A 21403-nucleotide genomic window follows, 5' to 3' on the forward strand; every position below is an offset into this window, starting at 1 on the left:
GCTCACCGGCATGGAGCAGACAGTCAGCCCGGTCTTCGTCGGACGCGGCCGGGAGAGCGGCCTGCTCGGTGCCGGGCTGGACCGGGCGGGGGCGGGGGAGCCGCAGGCCGTGCTGGTCGGCGGCGAGGCGGGGGTCGGCAAGACCCGGCTGCTGGAGGAGTTCCTGGCCCGGGCCGAGGTGGACGGCGCGGTCACCGCGCTCGGCGCCTGCCTGGAGGTCGGCGCCGAGGGCCTGCCGTACGGCCCGCTCTCGGCGGCGCTGCGCCGCCTGCACCGGCGGCTCGGGCCGGAGCTGGACGCCGCCGCCGCCGGGCTGGAGGGCCACCTCGCCCGGCTGCTGCCGGACTTCGGGGAGACCGACGGGGAGGGCAACGACGAGTACGGCCGGGCCCGGCTGTTCGAGCACACCGCCCGGCTGTTCGAGCGGCTGGCCGGGGACCGGACGCTGGTGCTGGCCATCGAGGACCTGCACTGGTCGGACCGCTCCACCCGGGAGCTGCTCGCCTACCTGGTCCGCACCCTGCACCGCTCCCGGGTGCTGATCGTCGCCACCTACCGCACCGACGACCTGCACCGCCGCCACCCGCTGCGGCCGTTCCTGGCCGAACTGGAGCGGCTGCGCACCGTCCAGCGGATCGAACTGGAGCGCCTGGACCGGCCCGAGGTGGCCGCCCAGCTGGCCGGCATCCTCGGCCCCGAGACCCCCGGCCGGGACGTGGTGGACCGGATCCACCGCCGCTCCGAGGGCAACCCGTTCTTCGTCGAGGAGCTCGCCGCCGCCTACCGCGACGGCTGCCTGGCCTGCGTCACCGAATCGCTGCGCGACATCCTGCTGGTCCGGGTCGAGGCGCTGCCCGAGGAGGCCCAGCGGGTCGTCCGGATCGCCGCCGAGGGCGGCTCCCGGATCGAGCACGCGCTGCTCGCCGCCGTGGTCGCCGAGAGCGGCCCCGGCGGCCCCCGCACCGGCGAGGACGCGCTGATCGCCGCCCTGCGCACCGCCGTCGGCGCCAACATCCTGCGCCCCGACACCGACGGCGAGGGCTACCGGTTCCGGCACGCGCTGGTCCGCGAGGCGGTCTCCGACGACCTGCTGCCCGGCGAACGGCAGGCCGTCAACCGGCGGTTCGCCACCGTCCTGGAGGCCGACCCGGAACTCGTCCGGGCCGAACAGCGCACCGCCCGGCTCGCCGACTACTGGTACCACGCCCACCAGCCCGCCCGGGCGTTGCCCGCCGCCCTCGACGCCGCCCGGGCCGCCCGCCGCCGCAACGCCTTCGCCGAACAGCTCACCATGCTCGAACGGGCCGTCGAACTCTGGGACACCGTCTCCGAACAGACCCTCGCCACCACCCTGCGCCCCTACGACTGGGCCGAGACCTACCCGCCCTGCGCCTGCGACGACGGCGAGCACGAGGACTGCGAGCGGCTGCAACTCGTCGACGTCCTGGCCGAAGCGGTGGTCGCCGCCCGCCGGGCCGGCGACCGCGACCGCGGCCAGGGCCTGGCCCGCCGCGCCCTCGCCCTGGTCGACGAGGCCGGCAACCCGCTGCGCGCCGCCTGGTTCCGGCTCCAGCGCGCCAAGATGCTCGACCAGCTCAAGCGCAGCGGCGGCCTGGAGGAGATCCAGTACGCCCAGCGGCTGGTCCAGGACCTCGGCCCGTCCGCCGTGCAGGCCGAGGCGCTCGCCCTGGAGGCCGCCCACGCCCTGCTCCGCAACCCCGGCCCCGCCGCCGTCGCCACCGCCGAACGGGCCGTGGACGTCGCCCGCCAGGCCGACGCGCCCTCCGTCGAGGTGCACGCCCGGGTCACCCTGGCCGGACTGCTCGGCGACTCCGCGGACGCCGAACGGGCCGTCGCCCTGCTCGCCGCCGCCGTCGAACAGGCCCGCCCGCTCGGCAACGCCGACGTGCACACCCGCGGCCTGAACAACCTGGCCAGCCTGCTGCTCTCGGTCGGCCGCGCCGAGGAGGCCGCCACCGCCGCCCGGCAGGGCCTGGAGGCCGCCCGCCGCAGCGGGCTGATGCTCAACACCGGCCCGATCCTCACCGGCAACCTCGCCGAGGCGCTGCTCGCCGCCGGCCGCACCGAGGAGGCCGCCGCCGTCCTCGCCGACTGGGACGACAAGCCGGAGGCCGACACCCACGGCGAGTTCATGGACCGGCTGCGCGGCGAACTCGCCCTGCTCCGCGGCGACCTGGCCGAGGCCGAGACCCACTGGGCCGCCGCCCACGCCAGCGGCGGCGGCGGCGCCCAGCCCCAGCACGTCCTGCCCACCGCCACCCTCGGGGTCCGGCTCGCCGTCCGGCTCGGCCGCCCCGAACAGGCCCGCGACCGGCTCGCCGAGGCACTCGACGGCACCGTGCTGACCCGGCAGGGCGGCCACCTGTTCCCGCTGCTCACCCACGCCGCCGAGGCCGAGGCCGACCAGCACCCGCGCACCCCCGAGGGCGAGGCCGCCCTCGCCCGGATCGCCGCCGAGGCCGCCCGGCTCACCCCGCGCTGCGCCCTCGACCGCGGCTGGGCCGCCCTGCTGGCCGGCGAACTCGCCCGCGCCGCCGGCCGCCCCACCGCCGACCACCGGCAGCGCGCCGTCACCGAACTGCGCGCCGCCGCCCTGCCCGGCCCGCTCGCGCTGGCCCTGCTGCGCGCCGCCGAGGACGCCGCCGCCGGCGGCGACCGGGAGGCCGCCGCCGACCTGCTGCACGAGGCCGCCGAACTCGCCCGCCACCGCGGCGACCTGACCACCCGCCGGGACGCCGAACTGCTGGCCGGCCGGCTCGGCCTGGCCCGCCGGGCCGCCGCCGGCACCGACCCGGGCCTCGGCCTCACCCCGCGCGAGCGGGACGTGCTGCGCCAGCTCACCCTGGGCCGGAGCAACCGGCAGATCGCCGAAGAACTGTTCATCTCGCCGAAGACCGCCAGCGTGCACGTCTCCAACATCCTGGCCAAGCTCGCCGTCGGCGGCCGCGGCGAGGCCGCCGCGCTGGCCCACCGGCTGCGGCTCTTCCCGGAGGAGGAGCCCGCCACCAGCGGCTCCTGAACCCCCGTCACGCACCCTCCCGGCCCCGTTCCGGCCCCGTTCCGACCCCGCCCCGAGGCCGTCCCCAGGCCGCCCCGGGCCTGCCGCGTGCCCGCCGGGCACCGCTCCGGGCACCGCCCCCGGCACCGCCGCCGCCCCGGTCCGCCTGAGCCGAACGGGCGATCCCGCCGCCAACCGGCTCCGCGCCACCTGCGGTTCATTACTCTAAGTTGAGCGGACGTGCCAGTGCGTGACCGCAGTGGTGTAGGGTCCGAAGCGGGAACACCGGTACGGCCGCGGGCCGGAGGGGGAGATGTCGATTGAACTCCACCGAGTCGGCGCCGCCTGCCCGTCCCCCGCTCCGCCGCCTGACGGCCGGGCTGCTCGCGGTGCTCTGCGCCGGGTACGCCGCCGGCGCCGCCGTCGGCTGGGGATCGAGTGAACTCGCGCTGGTGATGGGGGACTTCGGTCTCGCCGGGGCGGCCCTCGTGGCCGCCCTGTCCTGTCTGGCGCACGGCGTCGCGGTGGGCGGCCACACCCGGCCGGCCTGGCTGCTGTTCGGGCTCTCCTCGGCGATGGTCGCGCTCGGCAACGGCGCCTGGGGCTGGTACGAGGTGGTGCTCCGCCGGCCGCTGCCGCCGGACTCGCTGGCCGACTACACCTTCCTGCTGTTCGCCCCGCTGGCCATCATCGGCCTGCTGGTGCTGGCCCAGCGCCCGCGCACCCCGGCCGGCTGGCTCTGCCTGGTGCTGGACGGCTGGCTGGTGGCCGGCTCGCTGTTCACGCTCAGCTGGAGCCTGGCGCTGGGCCGGGTCGCGGCCGGCGACGGCGACGACCCGCTGAAGCTGGCCCTCGGCCTGGGCTACCCGGTGCTGGACATCCTGCTGGTCAGCCTGGTGGTCGGGCTGCGCTTCCGGGGCCGGGACGGCAACCGGACGGCGGTGCACACCGCGATGCTCGGCCTGGCGCTGACCGTGGTCTGCGACGCGCTGTTCACCACCCCGCAGTTCCACAGCGACTACCACTCCGGCGAACTGCTGGACGCGGGCTGGTTCGCCGGCTCGCTGCTGCTGGCCTGGGCCCCCTGGCAGCACCGCCGCCGCCCGTCCCGCGAGCACCCGTCCGCCCAGGGCCTGCCGCGCCGCCGGGTGTCCTCCACCTTCAGCGCGCTCACCCCGTACGCGGCGGCGGCGGTGTGCACCGCGGGCATCCTCTACAACGCGCTCGGCGGCCGCCCGCTGGACCGGGTGATGCTGGCCGCCGCCAGCACCGTCGGCCTGGCGCTGATCGTCCGGCAGGGCGTGATGCTGCTGGACAACCTCTCGCTGGCGCAGGAACTCGCCACCAAGGAGGCGCACTTCCGCTCCCTGGTGCAGGGCTCCAGCGACGTCATCATGATCGCCGGGCCGTCCGGTGCGCTGTCCTACGTCAGCCCCGCCGCGCTGCGGGTCTACAACCGGGACCCGGAGGACCTGGTCGGCGGCAACCTGCTCAACCTGGTCCACCCCGAGGACGTCGACCGGGTGCTGGCCGAGGTCCGCCGCATCCTGGCCCGCACCAGGGGGGCCAGGTTCAGCAACGGCGAGCCCTCCGCCCGGGTCGAGTGCCGGATCCGCTCCGGCGAGGGGGAGTGGCTGCACGTGGAGTCCACCGTCAACCCGTACCGGGACGGCCTGATCCTGAACAGCCGCGACATCACCGAGCGGGTCCGGCTGCAGGCCCAGCTCCAGCACAACGCCTTCCACGACCCGCTCACCGACCTGCCCAACCGGGCCCTGTTCGCCCAGCGGGTCCGGGCCGCGCTCTCCGCGCAGGGCCCGGTCGGCACCACCGTCGCGGTGCTCTTCCTCGACCTGGACGGCTTCAAGGCGGTCAACGACAGCGCCGGGCACCAGGTCGGCGACGAACTGCTGGTGCAGGCCGCCCGCCGGCTGCAGTCCGCCGTCCGCGGCGAGGACACCGTGGCCCGGTTCGGCGGCGACGAGTTCGCGGTGCTGGTGCGCGGCCGGCTCGGCCACCCGCAGGTCCGCGACCTGGCCGAGCGGATCCGCGGCGCGCTCTCCGAGCCGTACTGGATCGGCGGGGCCGAACTCGGCGTCGCCGCCTCGATCGGCATCGCCTTCGGCCCCGACGCCCCGCTGCCGGTGCCCGAACCCGCGCCCGCCTCGGCCCGCCCGGACGCGGGGAACGAGGACGCCGGTGCCAGGGAGCCCGGCGGCCGGAACGCCGCCCGCCGGGGCCGGGACGGCGCCGAGGGGCCCGCCGCGGCCGCCGCCGACGAGCTGCTGCGCAACGCCGACCTGGCGATGTACCAGGCCAAGTCCCGCGGCAAGGGCCGGGTGGTGCTCTACACCCCCGCGATGCGCGCCGAGCTCGACCGCCGCGGCGAGCTGGAGGAGCGGCTGCGGGCCGCCGTCCGGGAGGGCTCCTTCACCCTGCTCCACCAGCCGGTGGTCGAACTCGCGGGCGGCCGGCTCACCGGCGTCGAGGCGCAGGCCCGCTGGCGCTCGGCCGGCGGACTGCTGCTCACCCCCGCCGAGTTCCTGCGCACCGCCGAATCCGGCGACGCCGCCACCCGGTTCACCCGCTGGCTGCTCACCGAGGCGGTCGCCGCCGCCGCCCGCCGCCGCACCGACGGCCCGGCCGCCCCGCCCGTCCCGGTCACCGTCCGGCTCGCCGCCGAGCGGATCTGCGCCCCCGGCCTGTACGAGACGCTGGCCGCCGCGCTGCGCGACACCGGGCTGCCGCCCGAGCTGCTGGTGCTGGAGGTGGCCCGGACCGGGCCGGACGCGACGGCCGACGAACTCGGCCGCCGGCTGGCCGCGCTGCGCCGCCTCGGGGTGTCCACCGCGCTGGCCGGGTTCGGCGCCGGCGGCGGCTCGCTGGGCGCGCTGGCCCGGCTCCCGTTCGACGCGCTCAAGCTCGACCGCAGCCTGGTGCAGGACATCGCCGAGTCCACCCTGACCCGCGCGCTGGCCGGCCACGCGCTGCGGCTGGCCCGCGACCTCGGCCTGGCCACCGGCGCCGACGGGGTGGACCACCCCCGGCAGGTGGCCGTCCTGCAGGAGCTGGGCTGCCGCCGCGGCCAGGGCCTGGCCTTCGACCGGCCGCTGGACGAACTGCGTCTGCGCCGCGCCCTGCTGCGCCGCGGCTACCCGGTGCCGCGGCAGCCCCAGGGCGGGACGGGCCGCCGTCCGCTGCTCACCCCCGACCCGCGGACGGGTGGTCTGGCCGAGGCCGCCACCGTCCGCCCGGGCTCCCCGCACACCGGCCTCGACCTGCCACAACGGCATCCGGTGGGCGGTCCGAGCGGCGGCCCGCATGGTGAGACGGCGGTCCCACCGGCTTGACACCCGCCACCGCGTGGGAGGAAGGTCGGTGCCATGACCACCCGAATTCTCGTACTTGGCGGGCGCGTCGGCTGAACCAGCCTGACGCGCCTCCCCCTCGCATGCCCTTGGCACGAGGGGTTTTTTGTTGCACGAATGCTGGTTGGCCCTCGCCCCGCACCTGGCCTCAACCACCTGAAATCCGGACGATTGAGGCAGCGCCGGAGACCGGCCGGGACCGTTCGCCGCCCGGACCGTCGCCCCCCGAGCAGAACCCGAGAAGAGACAGGCAGATGACTGAGCACGCCGCAACCCCCCGCCGCGGGGACCACCCGGCCGCGCACGCTCCGGGTCCCCAGACCACCGAGACCATGACCGGCGCGCAGTCGCTCATCCGCTCGCTCGAAGCCGTGGGCGCCGACACCGTGTTCGGCATCCCGGGTGGGGCGATCCTCCCCGCGTACGACCCGCTGATGGACTCCACCAAGGTCCGCCACATCCTGGTCCGCCACGAGCAGGGCGCCGGCCACGCCGCGACCGGCTACGCGCAGGCCACCGGCCGGGTCGGCGTCTGCATGGCCACCTCCGGCCCCGGCGCGACCAACCTGGTCACCCCGATCGCCGACGCGTACATGGACTCGGTGCCGATCGTCGCGATCACCGGCCAGGTCGCCTCCAAGGCGATCGGCACGGACGCCTTCCAGGAGGCGGACATCTGCGGCATCACCATGCCGATCACCAAGCACAACTACCTGGTGACCGACCCGGCCGAGATCCCCCGGGTCATCGCCGAGGCGTTCCACATCGCCGCCACCGGCCGCCCCGGCCCGGTCCTGGTCGACATCGCCAAGGACGCCCTCCAGTCGCAGACCGTCTTCCGCTGGCCGGTCGAGACCGCGCTGCCCGGCTACCGCCCCGTCACCAAGCCGCACGCCAAGCAGATCCGCGAGGCCGCCAAGCTGCTGGTCAACGCCAAGCGCCCGGTGCTGTACGTCGGCGGCGGCGTGCTCAAGGCCAACGCGGGCGCCGAGCTGCGCATCCTGGCCGAGCTGACCGGCGCGCCGGTGATCACCACCCTGATGGCGATCGGCGTCTTCCCGGACAGCCACCCGCAGCACCTGGGCATGCCCGGCATGCACGGCTCGGTCCCCGCCGTCACCGCGCTGCAGAAGAGCGACCTGCTGTTCGCCCTGGGCGCCCGCTTCGACGACCGGGTCACCGGCAGGCTCGACTCCTTCGCCCCGCACGCCAAGGTCGTGCACGCGGACATCGACCCCGCCGAGATCGGCAAGAACCGCGCGGCGGACGTCCCGATCGTCGGCGACGCCCGCGAGGTGCTGGCCGACCTGATCGTCGCCGTCCAGGCCGAGTTCGACGCCGGCCGCCGGGGCGACTACACCGAGTGGTGGGTCCGGCTGAACGAGTGGAAGAAGACCTACCCGCTGGGCTACGAGCCGGCCCCCGAGGGCGAGCTCTCCCCGCAGCAGGTGATCGAGCGGATCGGCCAGCTGGTCGGCCCGGACGCGATCTACGCCGCGGGCGTCGGCCAGCACCAGATGTGGGCCAGCCAGTTCATCCGGTTCGAGAAGCCCGCCACCTGGCTGAACTCCGGCGGCGCCGGGACGATGGGCTACGCCGTCCCGGCCGCGATGGGCGCCAAGGCCGGCCGGCCCGACGTCCCGGTCTGGGCGATCGACGGCGACGGCTGCTTCCAGATGACCAACCAGGAACTGACCACCTGCACCCTGAACAACCTCCCGATCAAGGTCGCGGTGATCAACAACGGCTCGCTGGGCATGGTCCGCCAGTGGCAGACGCTGTTCTACAACCAGCGCTACTCCAACACCGTGCTGCACGCGGGCCCGGACCACGACGGCATCGAGCCGCCCGCCCAGGGCACCCGCGTCCCGGACTTCGTGCTGCTCTCCGAGGCGATGGGCGCGGTCGGCCTGCGCTGCGAGCGCCCGGAGGACCTGGACGCCGTGATCAAGCAGGCGATGGAGATCAACGACCGCCCGGTGGTCATCGACTTCATCGTCCACCAGGACGCGATGGTCTGGCCGATGGTCGCGGCCGGCACCAGCAACGACGAGATCCAGTTCGCCCGGGGCGTGCGCCCCGACTTCGGCGACGACCTGGACTGACGGACTAGAAAGCGATGACCACCATGTCCAAGCACACCCTGTCCGTCCTGGTCGAGAACAAGCCCGGCGTGCTCGCCCGGATCGCCGCGCTGTTCTCCCGCCGCGGGTTCAACATCGACTCGCTCGCGGTCGGCCCGACCGAGCACCCCGACATCTCCCGGATGACCATCGTGGTCAACGTGGAGGAGCTGCCGCTGGAGCAGGTCACCAAGCAGCTCAACAAGCTGGTCAACGTGATCAAGATCGTCGAGCTGGACCAGTCCCAGGCGGTCCAGCGCGAGCTGGTCCTGGTCAAGGTCCGGGCCGACGCGGAGACCCGCTCCCAGGTCACCGAGATCGTCCAGCTGTTCCGCGCCAAGACCGTCGACGTGTCGCCCGACGCGGTGACCATCGAGGCCACCGGCTCCTCGGACAAGCTGGAGGCCATGCTGCGGATGCTGGAGCCGTACGGCGTCAAGGAGTTGGTGCAGTCCGGCCTGGTCGCGATCGGCCGGGGCGCCCGCTCCATCACGGACCGCTCGCTGCGCGCCCTCGACCGCTCCGCCTGACCCGCCCGCCACCACCGTCTTACCAACTGAGCACTGCCGTCGAAGTCCGCCGGGTGGGCCTACGGTAGGAACCCCCGGCACCACCACCACGCAAGGAGATGTGCCCCCGTGGCCGAGCTGTTCTACGAAGACGACGCCGACCTGTCCATCATCCAGGGCCGCAAGGTCGCGGTCATCGGCTACGGCAGCCAGGGCCACGCCCACGCGCTGTCGCTGCGCGACTCGGGCGTGGACGTCCGGGTCGGTCTGCTGGAGGGCTCCAAGTCCCGCGCCGCCGCCCAGGAGGCGGGCCTGCGCGTGGTGACCCCGTCCGAGGCCGCGGCCGAGGCCGACGTCATCATGATCCTGGTGCCGGACCCGATCCAGGCCGACGTCTACAAGGACGCGATCGAGCCGAACCTGAAGGCGGGCGACGCGCTGTTCTTCGGCCACGGCCTGAACATCCGCTTCGGCTTCATCCAGCCGCCGGCCGACGTCGACGTCTGCATGGTCGCCCCGAAGGGCCCGGGCCACCTGGTCCGCCGCCAGTACCAGGAGGGCCGCGGCGTCCCCTGCATCGTGGCCGTCGAGCAGGACGCCACCGGCAAGGCCTTCGACCTGGCGCTGTCGTACGCCAAGGGCATCGGCGGCACCAAGGCCGGCGTCATCAAGACCACCTTCACCGAGGAGACCGAGACCGACCTGTTCGGTGAGCAGGCCGTCCTCTGCGGTGGCACCGCCGCCCTGGTCAAGGCCGGTTTCGAGACCCTGGTCGAGGCGGGCTACCAGCCCGAGATCGCCTACTTCGAGTGCCTGCACGAGCTGAAGCTCATCGTCGACCTGATGTACGAGGGCGGCCTGGAGAAGATGCGCTGGTCGGTCTCCGAGACCGCCGAGTGGGGCGACTACGTGACCGGCCCCCGCATCATCACCGCCGACACCAAGGCCGAGATGAAGAAGGTCCTCGCCGAGATCCAGGACGGCACCTTCGCCAACACCTGGATCGCCGAGTACAAGGCGGGCCTGCCGAAGTACAACGAGTACAAGAACGCGGACAGCGAGCACCTGCTGGAGACCACCGGCAAGAAGCTCCGCAAGCTGATGAGCTGGGTGGACCAGGAGGCCTGATCCCGCCTCCTCCCGGTTGTACAACAAGGCTGTTCCCGTCCGGGTGATTTCGCCGGACGGGAGCAGTCCCCGTACCACCCCGCCGATAGACTCCGAACCACGCGTCAGGCCCACAGCGTCGTGCGTCTAGCTACGCGACATGCCACCTTCCCCCCGCCCTGTGCGCGCCACCTCCGTGCGGCGGGGTGAACCGGACAGTTAAGGACACACTGTCGTGAGCAAATCTGTCGTACTGATCGCCGAAGAGCTGTCGCCCGCCACCGTCGACGCGCTGGGCCCCGACTTCGAGATCCGGCACTGCAACGGCGCCGACCGCACCGAGCTGCTGACCGCGATCGCCGACGTCGACGCCGTCCTGATCCGCTCCGCCACCAAGGTGGACGCCGAGGCGCTGGCCGCCGCCAAGAAGCTGAAGGTCGTCGCCCGGGCCGGCGTCGGCCTGGACAACGTGGACGTGGCCGCCTCCACCAAGGCCGGCGTGATGGTCGTCAACGCGCCGACCTCGAACATCGTCACCGCCGCCGAGCTGGCCTGCGGCCTGCTGATCTCGGTCGCCCGCAACATCGCGCCCGCCAACGCCGCGCTCAAGGGCGGCGAGTGGAAGCGCAACAAGTACACCGGCGTCGAGCTGAGCGAGAAGGTGCTCGGCGTGGTCGGCCTCGGCCGGATCGGCGTGCTGGTCGCGCAGCGGATGTCCGCGTTCGGCATGAAGATCGTCGCGTACGACCCCTACATCCAGGCCGCCCGCGCGGCCCAGATGGGCGTCAAGCTGCTCTCCCTGGAGGAGCTGCTGGAGGTCGCGGACTTCATCACCGTCCACCTCCCGAAGACCCCGGAGACCATCGGCCTGATCGGCGACGAGGCGCTGCACAAGGTCAAGCCGAGCGTGCGGATCGTCAACGCGGCCCGCGGCGGCATCGTCGACGAGGACGCGCTGCTGCGCGCGCTCCAGGAGGGCCGGGTCGCCGGCGCCGGCCTGGACGTGTACGCCAAGGAGCCGTGCACCGACTCGCCGCTGTTCGCCTTCGACAACGTGGTCGCCACCCCGCACCTGGGCGCCTCCACCGACGAGGCGCAGGAGAAGGCCGGCATCGCGGTCGCCAGGTCGGTGCGCCTGGCGCTGGCCGGCGAGCTGGTGCCGGACGCGGTCAACGTCCAGGGCGGCGTGATCGCCGAGGACGTCCGCCCGGGCCTGCCGCTGGCCGAGAAGCTCGGCCGGATCTTCACCGCGCTGGCCGGCGAGGTCGCCGTCCGGCTGGACGTCGAGGTCCGCGGCGAGATCACCCAGCACGACGTCAAGGTGCTCGAACTCTCGGCGCTCAAGGGCGTGTTCGAGGACGTGGTGGCCGAGACGGTGTCCTACGTCAACGCCCCGCTGTTCGCCCAGGAGCGCGGCGTCGAGGTCCGGCTGACCACCTCCAGCGAGTCGCCCGAGCACCGCAACGTGATCACCGTGCGCGGCACCCTGGCCGACGGCGGCGAGGTGTCGATCTCCGGCACCCTGTCCGGCCCGAAGCAGGCCCAGAAGATCGTCGGCGTGGACGGCTTCGACGTCGACGTGGCGCTCACCGACCACATGGCGTTCTTCCACTACCAGGACCGCCCCGGCGTGGTCGGCACCCTGGGCCGCATCCTCGGCGACGCGGGCATCAACATCGCCGGCATGCAGGTCGCCCGGGACGGCGACAGCGCGCTGGCCTCGATCACCGTGGACAGCGAGGTCTCCCCGGAGGTCCTGTCCGAGATCGCGACCGCGATCGGCGCGAAGTTCGCCCGCTCGGTGAACCTGGGCTGACGCCCCGGCAGCTCCGAACGGCCCTTCCGACCTTGAGACGGAAGGGCCGTTCGCATACCCGGGAGTGAACTCCGTCTCAGATACTAGGAAATCCAAGTAAATCTGCTGACCTCGCGGCCCCGCCGTCGTACCGTGGAGTAGTCCTACGGTGAGCCACCCCCGCAACGACGGGGCGAGCGGCCCGTACGGCCCGTACGCGGTGCGGCAGGCGATCCCTGCTCGGCGTACCCCCCTCACCCCGCCAGCGCGCCGTCGCGCCCCCGCACCAAGGAGCCCGGTATGCCGTTCGTCGCAGACCGCACCACCGCCCCCGCCGCCGCCGAGACCGCCACCGCCGCCCGCCCCGCGGCCCGGCGCCGCCGCCGCGCCGTCCCGGCCGACCCGCGCACCGCGGCCGCCCTGCAGCGCGCCCTCGACCGCCGCGACAACGGCGCCCAGGTGACCGACTGACCGCCAACCCCACTGCTGCGCCGGACGGGTGACGGACCGTCACCCGTGCGGTGAACCTCCCCGCCCGGCCCGGCGGCGGCTCCTACCTTGGGGCCGTGCGCACCCCTCTCGGCCTCCTCGCCGCCCTCGCCCTGCTCGCCCCGGCCGCCGTCGTCCCCGCCTCGGCCGCCCAGGCCGCCGGCCCGGACGGACCCCGCACCACCGTGTTCGTGGAGCTCGACACCGAGCCCGCCGCCACCGCCTGGCAGCGGGCCCGGGACGACGCCCGCCGCGAGCTGCGCACCCCCGACCAGACCCGGCGCGCCGCCGCCACCGCCGGACAGGCCCAACGGGCCGCCGCGGAACGCTCGTTGGACACGCTCACCGCGGCCCTGCGGCGCGCCGTCCCGGACGCCCGCCCGCTCTACCGCACCCGCACCCTGGTCAGCGGCCTCGCCCTGCGGCTGCCCGCCGCCGCGCTGCCGCGGCTGGCCGCCCTGCCCGGGGTCCGCGCGGTGCGCCCCGTCACGCCCAAGCGGCGCGCCAACGGGTACTCGGTGCCGCTCACCGGCGCCCCGCAGGTCTGGGACGGCCCCGAGGGCCGCACCGGCGAGGGCGTCCGGATCGGCGTCGTCGACTCCGGCATCGACTACACCCACGCCGACTTCGGCGGCCCCGGCACCGCCGAGGCGTACCGCGCGGTGGACGGCGCCGCGCCCGCGCCCGCCGGGCTGTTCCCCAACGCCAAGGTGGTCGGCGGCAAGGACCTGGTCGGCGACGACTACGACCCCGACCCGGCCGCCGCCCACTACCAGCCCGACCCGCACCCCGACGACAACCCGCTCGACTGCGCCGCCAACGGCCACGGCACCCACGTGGCCGGCACCGCCGCCGGGTACGGCGTCACCGCCGACGGCGGGACCTACCGCGGCCCCTACCGGCCCGGCCTGGACCCGGCCGGCTTCCGGGTCGCCCCCGGCGCGGCCCCCGGCGCCCGGCTCTACGCGATCAAGGTGTTCGGCTGCGAGGGCTCCACCGACCAGCTCGCCGCCGCCCTCGACCTGGCCGCCGACCCGGACGGCGACGGCGACCCGTCCGACCGCCTCGACGTGGTCAACCTCTCGCTCGGCAGCCCCTACGGCCGCCCCGGCGACGCCGACGCGCTGGCCGCCGACCGGCTCGCCGCACTCGGCACCGTCGTGGTCGCCGCCGCCGGCAACGAGGGCGACGTGTACGGCGTCGGCGGCAGCCCCGGCACCGCCGCCCGGGTGCTCACCGCCGCCGCCTCGGTCGACCCGCACGGCGACGCCGACGGCGTCACCGTGCTCGCCCCCGCCGCCCTGGCCGGGAACGTCCCCGCGCACTGGAGCAGCAAGTACACGCACTGGGACGACACCGAGGTCAGCGGCCGACTCGCCGTCCCCGCCGACCAGTCGGACGGCTGCGCGCCCTTCTCGCCCGCCGACGCCGACCGGCTGCGCGGCAAGGTCGCCGTCCTGCGCTGGACCACCAAGGACCCGGACCGGGCCTGCGGCTCCGCCCCGCGCGCCGACCACGCCGCCGACGCCGGAGCCGTCGGCGCGCTCTACGCCGCCGACGGCGACAACCTCGGCGAGATCGCCGGCGACGACCGCATCCCCGCCGCGATCCTGGCCCGCGCCGACGGGCAGCGGCTGCTCGACGCCGCCGCGCACGGCCCGGTCACCGTCCGCCTCGCCACCCCCGGCAACCCGCTGCACGGCGCCGTCCCGCAGGACCAGCCGCAGCGCACCGACACCCTGACCTCCTTCACCTCCCGCGGCATCGGCGTCGACGGCGTCGTCAAGCCCGACCTGGCCGCCCCCGGCGAGACCATCTGGTCCGCCAAGGCGGGCACCGGCACCGGCGGCATGCGCGAGGACGGCACCTCGATGGCCACCCCGCACCTGGCCGGCCTGGCCGCGCTGGTCCGCTCCGCGCACCCCGACTACGACGCGTCCCAGGTCAAGGCCGCGCTGATGGACACCGCCACCGACACCTACCCGCACGACGGCCGCACCGGCCCGGTGTACGGCCCCGAGCGCACCGGCAGCGGCCGGGTCCGGGTCGACGCCGCGGTCCGCACCCCCGTGCTCGCGTACGGCGCGCAGACCGACGGCGCGGTCGGCGTCTCCTTCGGCGTGGTCGAGGCCACCGGCGCCGCCACCGCCACCCGCGCGGTGACCGTCCGCAACCTCGGTGACCGCCCGCTCGCGTACGCCACCGGTTACGCGCCCGCCACCGCGCTGCCCGGCGCGTCCTTCGGGATCTCGCCCGCCCGGGTCGACCTGCCGCCGCACGGCAGCGCCACCGTCACCGTCACCCTCCGGCTCGGCCCCGACCTCGGCCGGGCCCCCGACCCCACCCTCGACCTGCTCCAGGCCGGACACGCCCGCAGCTACCGCGGCGAACTCTCCGGCCGGCTCACCCTCACCCCCGCCGACGACACCCTCCCGCCGCTGCGCGTCCCGCTGTTCGCCGCCCCGCGCGCCGCCTCCGGCACCACCGTGCTCGGCACCGCCGCCACCTTCGCCGTCTCCGGCGCCCCGCGCCCCGGCCTGCTCAGCGTCCTGCAGCCCGGCGGCGAAGGACCGCGCTGGCCGGACTGCCCCGCCGCCGGCACCGACACCTGCGTCGACGACCCCGCCGAGCGCTCCGCGAACCTGCGCCGCGCCGCCGCCGCCGTCGACGGCCGCGGCACCCTCTACCTCGCCGCCGTCCTGTGGGCCCCCGCCGCCACCCCCGCCGGCGCCCTCGGCGTGCGCGCCTCGCTGGACGCCGACGGCGACGGCACCCCCGACGCCACCGTGGTCGCCGACCGCCTCCCCGGCAGCGACGTCCTGGTCGCCCGCACCCTGGACGCCCGCACCGGCGCCGAACTCGACGTCCAGCCGCTCAACGGCCGCTGGGGCGACACCGACACCGCCCTGCTCGACTCCGACACCCTCCTGCTCCCCGTCCGCCTCACCGCCCTCCCCCCGCTCACCCACCCCCGCTACACCCTCTGGACCGCCCCCTCCGAAGACCCCGCCGACGCCCTCACCACCCTCGGCCCCTACCCCCTCGACCCCGCCCTCCCCACCCCCGTCCTCACCCCCGTCCACCCCGGCCAGGTCCTGCACACCCCCCTGCCCGCCGCCCTGGTCCTCCACCACCTCAACCCGACCGGCCGCCGCGTCCAGCTCCTCACCCCAGAGGGTGACCCCGGGCGGGAAGGGGCCCGGTAGCCTGGTCGCACAGGCCGGAATCCCCACCATGGGAGCACTGATGAGCGTCGACCCGGACCCGTACCCGGACTGGCTCCGCCCGCCCGTGGGCGGCTACACGGCCGACGACCTGGACCGGCTGCCGGACCTCCCGCCGCACACGGAGTTGATCGACGGGGGCCTGGTTTTCGTGAGTCCGCAGGCGAAGTTCCACATCCGAGTCATCCTCGCCCTGTACGGCGCGCTGGCGGCGGCGGTGCCCGACGGCTGGGAGGTCTGGCCTGAGATGACGGTCGAGCTGGATGGCCGGAACCGGCCGGAACCCGACCTCGTGGTGGTGGACAGCGGCTCGGACACCGGGCAGGAGCAGACCTACTTCCTGGCCGAGGACGTTCTCCTCGCTGTGGAGGTCGTCTCGCCCGGATCGCGGACGCGCGATCGCGAGATCAAGCCCCGCAAGTACGCCGCCGCCGGCATCCGGTACTTCTGGCGGGTGGAGAACGTCGACGGCCGTCCGGTCGTCTACGCCTACGAGCTGGACCCGGCGAGCAATCACTACACGCCCACCGGCATCTTCCACGACCGCCTCAAGGTCGAGCACCCGTTCCCGGTCGAGGTCGAGCTGGTCTGACCGTCCGTCCGGATGGTGGACGGTGCGTGCTCAGGCCGTGGGACGGGTTGTAGTGTCCGATTTATGTCTCGCACCATTCGTCTCGCAGTGATCCCGGGTGACGGCATCGGCCAGGAGGTCGTGGCCGAGGGCCTCAAGGTGCTCCGCACCGCCCTGCCCTCCGACGTCAAGCTGGAGACCACCGAGTACGACCTCGGCGCACGGCTCTACCACCGGACGGGGGAGACCCTTCCCGACGCGGTGCTGGAGGAGATCAAGGGGCAGGACGCGATCCTGCTCGGCGCCATCGGCGACCCCAGCGTGCCGTCCGGCGTGCTGGAGCGCGGGCTGCTGCTGAAGCTGCGCTTCGCCTTCAACCAGTACATCAACCTGCGTCCGGGCAAGCTGTTCCCGAACGTGAAGTCGCCGCTGGCCGGCGACCCGGAGATCGACTTCGTGGTGGTCCGCGAGGGCACCGAGGGCCCGTACGTCGGCAACGGCGGCACGCTGCGCACCGGCACCCCGCAGGAGGTCGCCACCGAGGTCTCGCTGAACACCGCGTACGGCATCGAGCGAGTGGTCCGGGACGCCTACCGCCGGGCCCAGGGCCGGCCGCGCAAGAAGCTCACGCTGGTCCACAAGAACAACGTGCTGGTGCACGCCGGCCACCTGTGGACCCGGATCTTCCAGCAGGTCGGCCAGGAGTTCCCCGAGGTCACCACCGACTACCTGCACGTGGACGCGGCGACGATCTTCTTCGTCACCCAGCCCGAGCGCTTCGACGTGATCGTCACCGACAACCTGTTCGGCGACATCATCACCGACCTCGCCGCGGCCGTCACCGGCGGCATCGGCCTGGCCGCGTCCGGCAACATCAACCCGGACGGCGAGTTCCCGTCGATGTTCGAGCCGGTGCACGGCTCCGCCCCGGACATCGCCGGCCAGGGCAAGGCCGACCCGACCGCCACGGTCCTCTCGGTCGCCATGCTGCTGGAGCACCTCGGCTTCGCCGCCGAGGCCGCCCGGGTCGAGGACGCGGTCGCCGCGGACCTCGCCGCCCGCTCCGGCGCCCGCTCCACCTCCGAGGTCGGCGACGCGCTCGCCGCCCGAGTATCCGGCTGACCGGCCGGAAGACAGTCTCCGGCCGGTGGGCCGGTTCATAGCGCGAGCACAGCCGCCCGGCTGTTCGGCACGGCCCTCTGGATGCGAGTATCGACAGTGGGCCGTGCCGTCATGCGTTCCCCCGCCCTGACGGTTGGAGGCCCAGCCCAACCCCACGGTGAAGGACAGACAGCCATGAGCACGCCCACCCCGGCGCCCATCACGTTCGACCTCAAGCCCTCCGCACGCCCCCTGTCCGACGAGGAGCGCGAGGCCCGACTGGCCAGCCCCGGTTTCGGCCGCGTCTTCACCGACCACATGGTGACCGTCCGCTGGACCGAGGGACTGGGCTGGCACGACGCCCAGCTGACGCCGTACGCGCCGCTGGAGATCGACCCGGCCAACATGACGCTGCACTACGGCCAGTCGATCTTCGAGGGGCTCAAGGCGTACCGGCAGGCCGACGGCTCGATCGCCACCTTCCGCCCGGAGGCCAACGCCGCCCGCTTCCAGGCCTCCGCCCGCCGGCTGGCGATGCCCGAGCTGCCGATCGAGACCTTCGTCGAGGCCGTCGAACTGCTCGTCCAGCAGGACCGCGACTGGGTGCCGAACCAGCCCGAGCAGAGCCTCTACCTGCGGCCGTTCATGTTCGCCACCGAGGTCGGCCTGGGCGTGCGGCCCGCCAACTCCTACCTCTTCATGATCATCGCCTCGCCGGCCGGCGCGTACTTCTCCGGCGGGGTCAAGCCGGTCTCGGTCTGGCTCTCCGAGGACTACGTCCGCGCCGCGCCCGGCGGCACCGGCGCCGCCAAGTGCGCCGGCAACTACGCGGCCTCGCTGGTCGCCCAGGCCGAGGCCGCCGCCAAGGGCTGCGACCAGGTGGTCTGGCTCGACGCCACCGAGCACAAGTGGGTCGAGGAGATGGGCGGCATGAACCTCTACTTCGTGCTCGGCGAGGGCGAGGACGCCACCGTCGTCACCCCCGAGCTCTCCGGCTCCCTGCTCCCCGGCATCACCCGCGACTCGCTGCTCGCCCTGGCCGCCGACCTCGGCCACCGCACCGAGGAGCGGCGGATCTCCACCGACGAGTGGAAGCGCGGCAACGCCGACGGCACCATCACCGAGGTCTTCGCCTGCGGCACCGCCGCCGTCATCACCCCCGTCGGCCACGTCAAGTCCGCCACCGCCGACTGGACCGTCGCCACCGGCGAGCCCGGCCCCGTCACCCTCAAGCTCCGCGAGGCCCTGCTCGCCATCCAGGGCGGCCAGGCCCCCGACACCCACGGCTGGATGCACACCATCGCCTGACCCCGGACCTCGGGTCCGGGCATTCCATGGCGGAATGCCCGGGCCCGGTAGCCTCGGAACGCCCCACTCGTTGAGCAGCCCGGATCGGAGGGAGTGACGATGAGCGCCGCGACGTACGACACCGCCGACGTCCACCGCAGCCCGGAGGACGACCTCCTCAAGGCATTCCTCGCCCTGGACACCCCGGAGGGGTTCAAGGCCGAGCTCTTCGAGGGAGGGATCGTCGTGACGCCACCGCCGGACGGTGACCACGAGGGCGCCATCGGCCGGATCGTCCGCCAGGTGTTCCGGCTGTGCGACGCGGACATCACGTTCGCCGGGAACAAGGGACTGATCGTTCCCGGCGGCAGGTTCATCCCCGACGGGACGTTCGCCCACGAGGGGGCGTTCGACGGCCGGCCCGCGTGGATGAAGCCGGACGGGATCGTCATGGTTCTGGAGGTCACCTCCAGCAACCCCGCGAAGGACCGCTGGGACAAGCGGAAGGGCTACGCCGCGGCGGGGATTCCGCTGTACCTGCTGGTGGACCGCAAGGCCGGCAAGGTGGTGCTGCACAGCCACCCGGAGAGCGGGGAGTACGCCGCCACCACCACCGTGCCGTTCGGGGACCCGTTGCCGCTGCCGAAGCCGTTCGGGTTCGACCTGGCGACGGACCGGTTGGCCTGACCCGTTCCGGATGGCGAGACGGGCCTTCCGTTCCCCGGGGCGTGTGCAAGACTGCGAGGGTGTCCTCGCTTTCGCTGATGATTAGCAGCAGGCGCGCCGGTCCGCAGTGACCGCTCCACGGCTACACCCAGATCGCGGAGCGACCACGAGCGTCCAGACCCGCGCGCAGACCTCTCGCACCCGCGAGGGGTCTTTTGTTTTGCCTCCCGGACCGGCCCGGGCCCTCACGAGGGGGCCGGAGACACCGGGGACGCGCGCGGGATGCTGGACAGTGGAGCCGGATTCCGATCCCGGCAGCAGTAACTCCACCGAACGGAGAACCCAGGGCCATGACCGAGGCCAACAGCCGCCCCAGCGACGGCTTCCACGTCTTCGACACCACGCTCCGCGACGGCGCCCAGCGCGAGGGCATCAACCTCACGGTGGCGGACAAGCTGGCCATCGCGCGCCACCTGGACGAGTTCGGTGTCGGTTTCATCGAGGGCGGCTGGCCCGGCGCCAACCCCCGGGACACCGAGTTCTTCGCCCGCGCCCAGGCCGAGCTGGAGTTCCGCAATGCCCGGTTGGTGGCGTTCGGCGCGACCCGCCGGGCCGGCGGGAAGGCCGCCGAGGACCCGCAGCTGGCCGCGCTGGTGGCCTCCGGCGCGCCGGTGGTGACGCTGGTGGCGAAGTCGCACGACCGGCACGTGGAGCTGGCGCTGCGCACCACGCTGGAGGAGAACCTGGAGATGGTCCGGGACAGCGTGGAGTTCCTGCGCGCCCGGGGCCGCCGGGTGTTCATCGACTGCGAGCACTTCTTCGACGGCTACCGGGCGAACCCGCAGTACGCACTGGCGGTCGTCCGGACCGCGCACGAGGCGGGCGCGGACGTGGTGGTGCTGTGCGACACCAACGGCGGCATGCTGCCCTCCGGCGTGCGCGAGATCGTCGCCACCGTGCTGGCCGAGACCGGGGCCCGCCTCGGCATCCACGCCCAGGACGACACCGGCTGCGCGGTCGCCAACACGCTGGCCGCCGTCGACGCCGGGGCCACCCACGTGCAGTGCACCGCCAACGGCTACGGCGAGCGGGTCGGCAACGCCAACCTGTTCCCGGTCGCGGCGGCGCTGGAGCTCAAGTACGACCGCCGGGTGCTGCCGGCCGGGGCGCTGGCCGAGATGACCCGGATCTCGCACGCCATCGCCGAGGTGGTGAACCTGACTCCGTCCACCCACCAGCCGTACGTCGGCTTCTCGGCGTTCGCGCACAAGGCGGGCCTGCACGCCTCCGCGATCAAGGTCGACCCGGACCTGTACCAGCACATCGACCCCGCGCTGGTCGGCAACACCATGCGGATGCTGGTGTCCGACATGGCCGGCCGGGCGTCGATCGAGCTGAAGGGCAAGGAGCTGGGCTACGACCTGACCGGCGACCGCGACCTGGCGGGCCGGGTGGTGGCCCGGGTGAAGGCGCAGGAGAACCTCGGCTACACCTACGAGGCGGCGGACGCCTCCTTCGAGCTGCTGCTGCGCGACGAGGTGAACGGCGGCGAGCGGCAGCGGTTCTTCGCGCTGGAGTCCTGGCGGTCCATCAGCGAGCAGGGACCGAACGGCTTCGCGGGCAACGAGGCCACCGTGAAGCTGTGGGCCAAGGGCGAGCGGAAGGTGGCCACCGGCGAGGGCAACGGCCCGGTGGACGCGCTGGACAAGGCGCTGCGCGCGGCGCTGGAGCCGATCTACCCGCCGCTGGCGAAGCTGGAGCTGGTGGACTACAAGGTCCGCATCCTGGAGGGCCAGCACGGCACCGGGTCCAAGACCCGGGTGCTGATCGAGTCCACCGACGGCACCGGGACCTGGTCGACGGTCGGCGTCGCGGACAACGTGATCGCCGCGTCCTGGGTGGCGCTGGAGGACGCGTACACCTACGGGCTGCTGAGGGCCGATCAGCAGCCGTAGCACCGGTCGGTGCGCGGAAGTGCCCAGGGGGCGTGCGGAAGGCTCCGCACGCCCCCTGCTGGCGTGTCCACTACCACCCTTGACGGGCCTTCACCGGAGTCGGGCGAGGAGGGCGTGTTCGACGAGTGTGATGAGGGCGCTCTTGGCGCTGTCGCGGCGTCGGGCGTCGAGGGTGATGATGGGGATCTC

General features: G+C 74.1%; 13 protein-coding genes and 1 pseudogene. 13 read left to right on the forward strand and 1 reads right to left on the reverse strand.

Annotated elements, in window-relative coordinates; all coding sequences use genetic code 11:
• Positions 1-10 precede the first annotated feature (10 nt).
• From ACIQVD_RS07590 to cimA, 13 genes are all read left to right on the forward strand, one after another.
• Positions 11-3040 carry an AAA family ATPase gene (locus ACIQVD_RS07590; RefSeq protein ID WP_402286666.1) on the forward strand — a complete coding sequence of 1010 codons (3030 nt, stop codon included), beginning with the start codon at positions 11-13 and terminating at the stop codon, positions 3038-3040.
• 299 nt (positions 3041-3339) lie between these two features.
• Positions 3340-6369, forward strand: coding sequence for a putative bifunctional diguanylate cyclase/phosphodiesterase (locus ACIQVD_RS07595; RefSeq protein WP_402286668.1), 3030 nt, complete (start codon positions 3340-3342; stop codon positions 6367-6369).
• Positions 6370-6641: 272 nt separating this feature from the next.
• Positions 6642-8492 carry an acetolactate synthase large subunit gene (locus tag ACIQVD_RS07600; protein WP_400681634.1) on the forward strand — a complete coding sequence of 617 codons (1851 nt, stop codon included), beginning with the start codon at positions 6642-6644 and terminating at the stop codon, positions 8490-8492.
• Positions 8493-8515: 23 nt separating this feature from the next.
• Complete coding sequence (gene ilvN, locus ACIQVD_RS07605) at positions 8516-9040, forward strand: acetolactate synthase small subunit (protein WP_100838483.1); 525 nt, start codon at positions 8516-8518, stop codon at positions 9038-9040.
• A 108-nt stretch (positions 9041-9148) separates the two neighbouring features.
• A complete protein-coding gene (gene ilvC / locus ACIQVD_RS07610) occupies positions 9149-10147 on the forward strand; it encodes a ketol-acid reductoisomerase (RefSeq protein ID WP_033214860.1) in 999 nt (332 codons plus the stop codon).
• A gap of 214 nt (positions 10148-10361) precedes the next feature.
• Positions 10362-11942: a phosphoglycerate dehydrogenase gene (gene serA / locus ACIQVD_RS07615; protein ID WP_111556141.1), complete on the forward strand. Its 1581-nt coding sequence runs from the start codon at positions 10362-10364 to the stop codon at positions 11940-11942.
• A gap of 279 nt (positions 11943-12221) precedes the next feature.
• Entirely contained in the window at positions 12222-12392 is a 171-nt protein-coding gene (locus ACIQVD_RS07620) for a hypothetical protein (protein ID WP_400681632.1), read from the forward strand.
• Positions 12393-12487: 95 nt separating this feature from the next.
• Positions 12488-15616, forward strand: coding sequence for a S8 family serine peptidase (locus tag ACIQVD_RS07625; protein WP_402286671.1), 3129 nt, complete (start codon positions 12488-12490; stop codon positions 15614-15616).
• 28 nt (positions 15617-15644) lie between these two features.
• On the forward strand, positions 15645-16226 hold the full coding sequence (locus ACIQVD_RS07630) for a Uma2 family endonuclease (RefSeq protein ID WP_402286674.1): 582 nt from the start codon (positions 15645-15647) through the stop codon (positions 16224-16226).
• A gap of 63 nt (positions 16227-16289) precedes the next feature.
• A complete protein-coding gene (locus ACIQVD_RS07635; RefSeq protein WP_111556143.1) occupies positions 16290-17327 on the forward strand; it encodes a 3-isopropylmalate dehydrogenase in 1038 nt (345 codons plus the stop codon).
• 174 nt (positions 17328-17501) lie between these two features.
• On the forward strand, positions 17502-18614 hold the full coding sequence (locus ACIQVD_RS07640) for a branched-chain amino acid aminotransferase (protein WP_400681620.1): 1113 nt from the start codon (positions 17502-17504) through the stop codon (positions 18612-18614).
• Between the two features lie 99 nt (positions 18615-18713).
• A complete protein-coding gene (locus ACIQVD_RS07645; RefSeq protein ID WP_400681618.1) occupies positions 18714-19280 on the forward strand; it encodes a Uma2 family endonuclease in 567 nt (188 codons plus the stop codon).
• 329 nt (positions 19281-19609) lie between these two features.
• Complete coding sequence (gene cimA, locus ACIQVD_RS07650) at positions 19610-21214, forward strand: citramalate synthase (protein WP_402286678.1); 1605 nt, start codon at positions 19610-19612, stop codon at positions 21212-21214.
• Between the two features lie 90 nt (positions 21215-21304).
• On the opposite strand, the pseudogene ACIQVD_RS07655 reads toward cimA, so the two are convergent.
• Positions 21305-21403: pseudogene (locus ACIQVD_RS07655) on the reverse strand (ATP-binding protein); the annotation flags it as partial.

It is taken from the genome of Kitasatospora sp. NPDC090308 (genome assembly GCF_044769485.1).
In the GTDB taxonomy this organism is placed as follows: Bacteria; Actinomycetota; Actinomycetes; order Streptomycetales; family Streptomycetaceae; genus Kitasatospora; species Kitasatospora fiedleri.

Bases quoted from the DNA above. Each gene is read 5' to 3' on its own strand.
- ACIQVD_RS07590 (WP_402286666.1), top strand. From the start codon at position 11: ATGGAGCAGACAGTCAGCCCGGTCTTCGTCGGACGCGGCCGGGAGAGC.
- ACIQVD_RS07600 (WP_400681634.1), top strand. From the start codon at position 6,642: ATGACTGAGCACGCCGCAACCCCCCGCCGCGGGGACCACCCGGCCGCG.
- ilvN (WP_100838483.1), top strand. From the start codon at position 8,516: ATGTCCAAGCACACCCTGTCCGTCCTGGTCGAGAACAAGCCCGGCGTG.
- ACIQVD_RS07620 (WP_400681632.1), top strand. From the start codon at position 12,222: ATGCCGTTCGTCGCAGACCGCACCACCGCCCCCGCCGCCGCCGAGACC.
- ACIQVD_RS07630 (WP_402286674.1), top strand. From the start codon at position 15,645: ATGGGAGCACTGATGAGCGTCGACCCGGACCCGTACCCGGACTGGCTC.
- ACIQVD_RS07635 (WP_111556143.1), top strand. From the start codon at position 16,290: ATGTCTCGCACCATTCGTCTCGCAGTGATCCCGGGTGACGGCATCGGC.
- ACIQVD_RS07640 (WP_400681620.1), top strand. From the start codon at position 17,502: ATGAGCACGCCCACCCCGGCGCCCATCACGTTCGACCTCAAGCCCTCC.
- ACIQVD_RS07645 (WP_400681618.1), top strand. From the start codon at position 18,714: ATGAGCGCCGCGACGTACGACACCGCCGACGTCCACCGCAGCCCGGAG.
- cimA (WP_402286678.1), top strand. From the start codon at position 19,610: ATGACCGAGGCCAACAGCCGCCCCAGCGACGGCTTCCACGTCTTCGAC.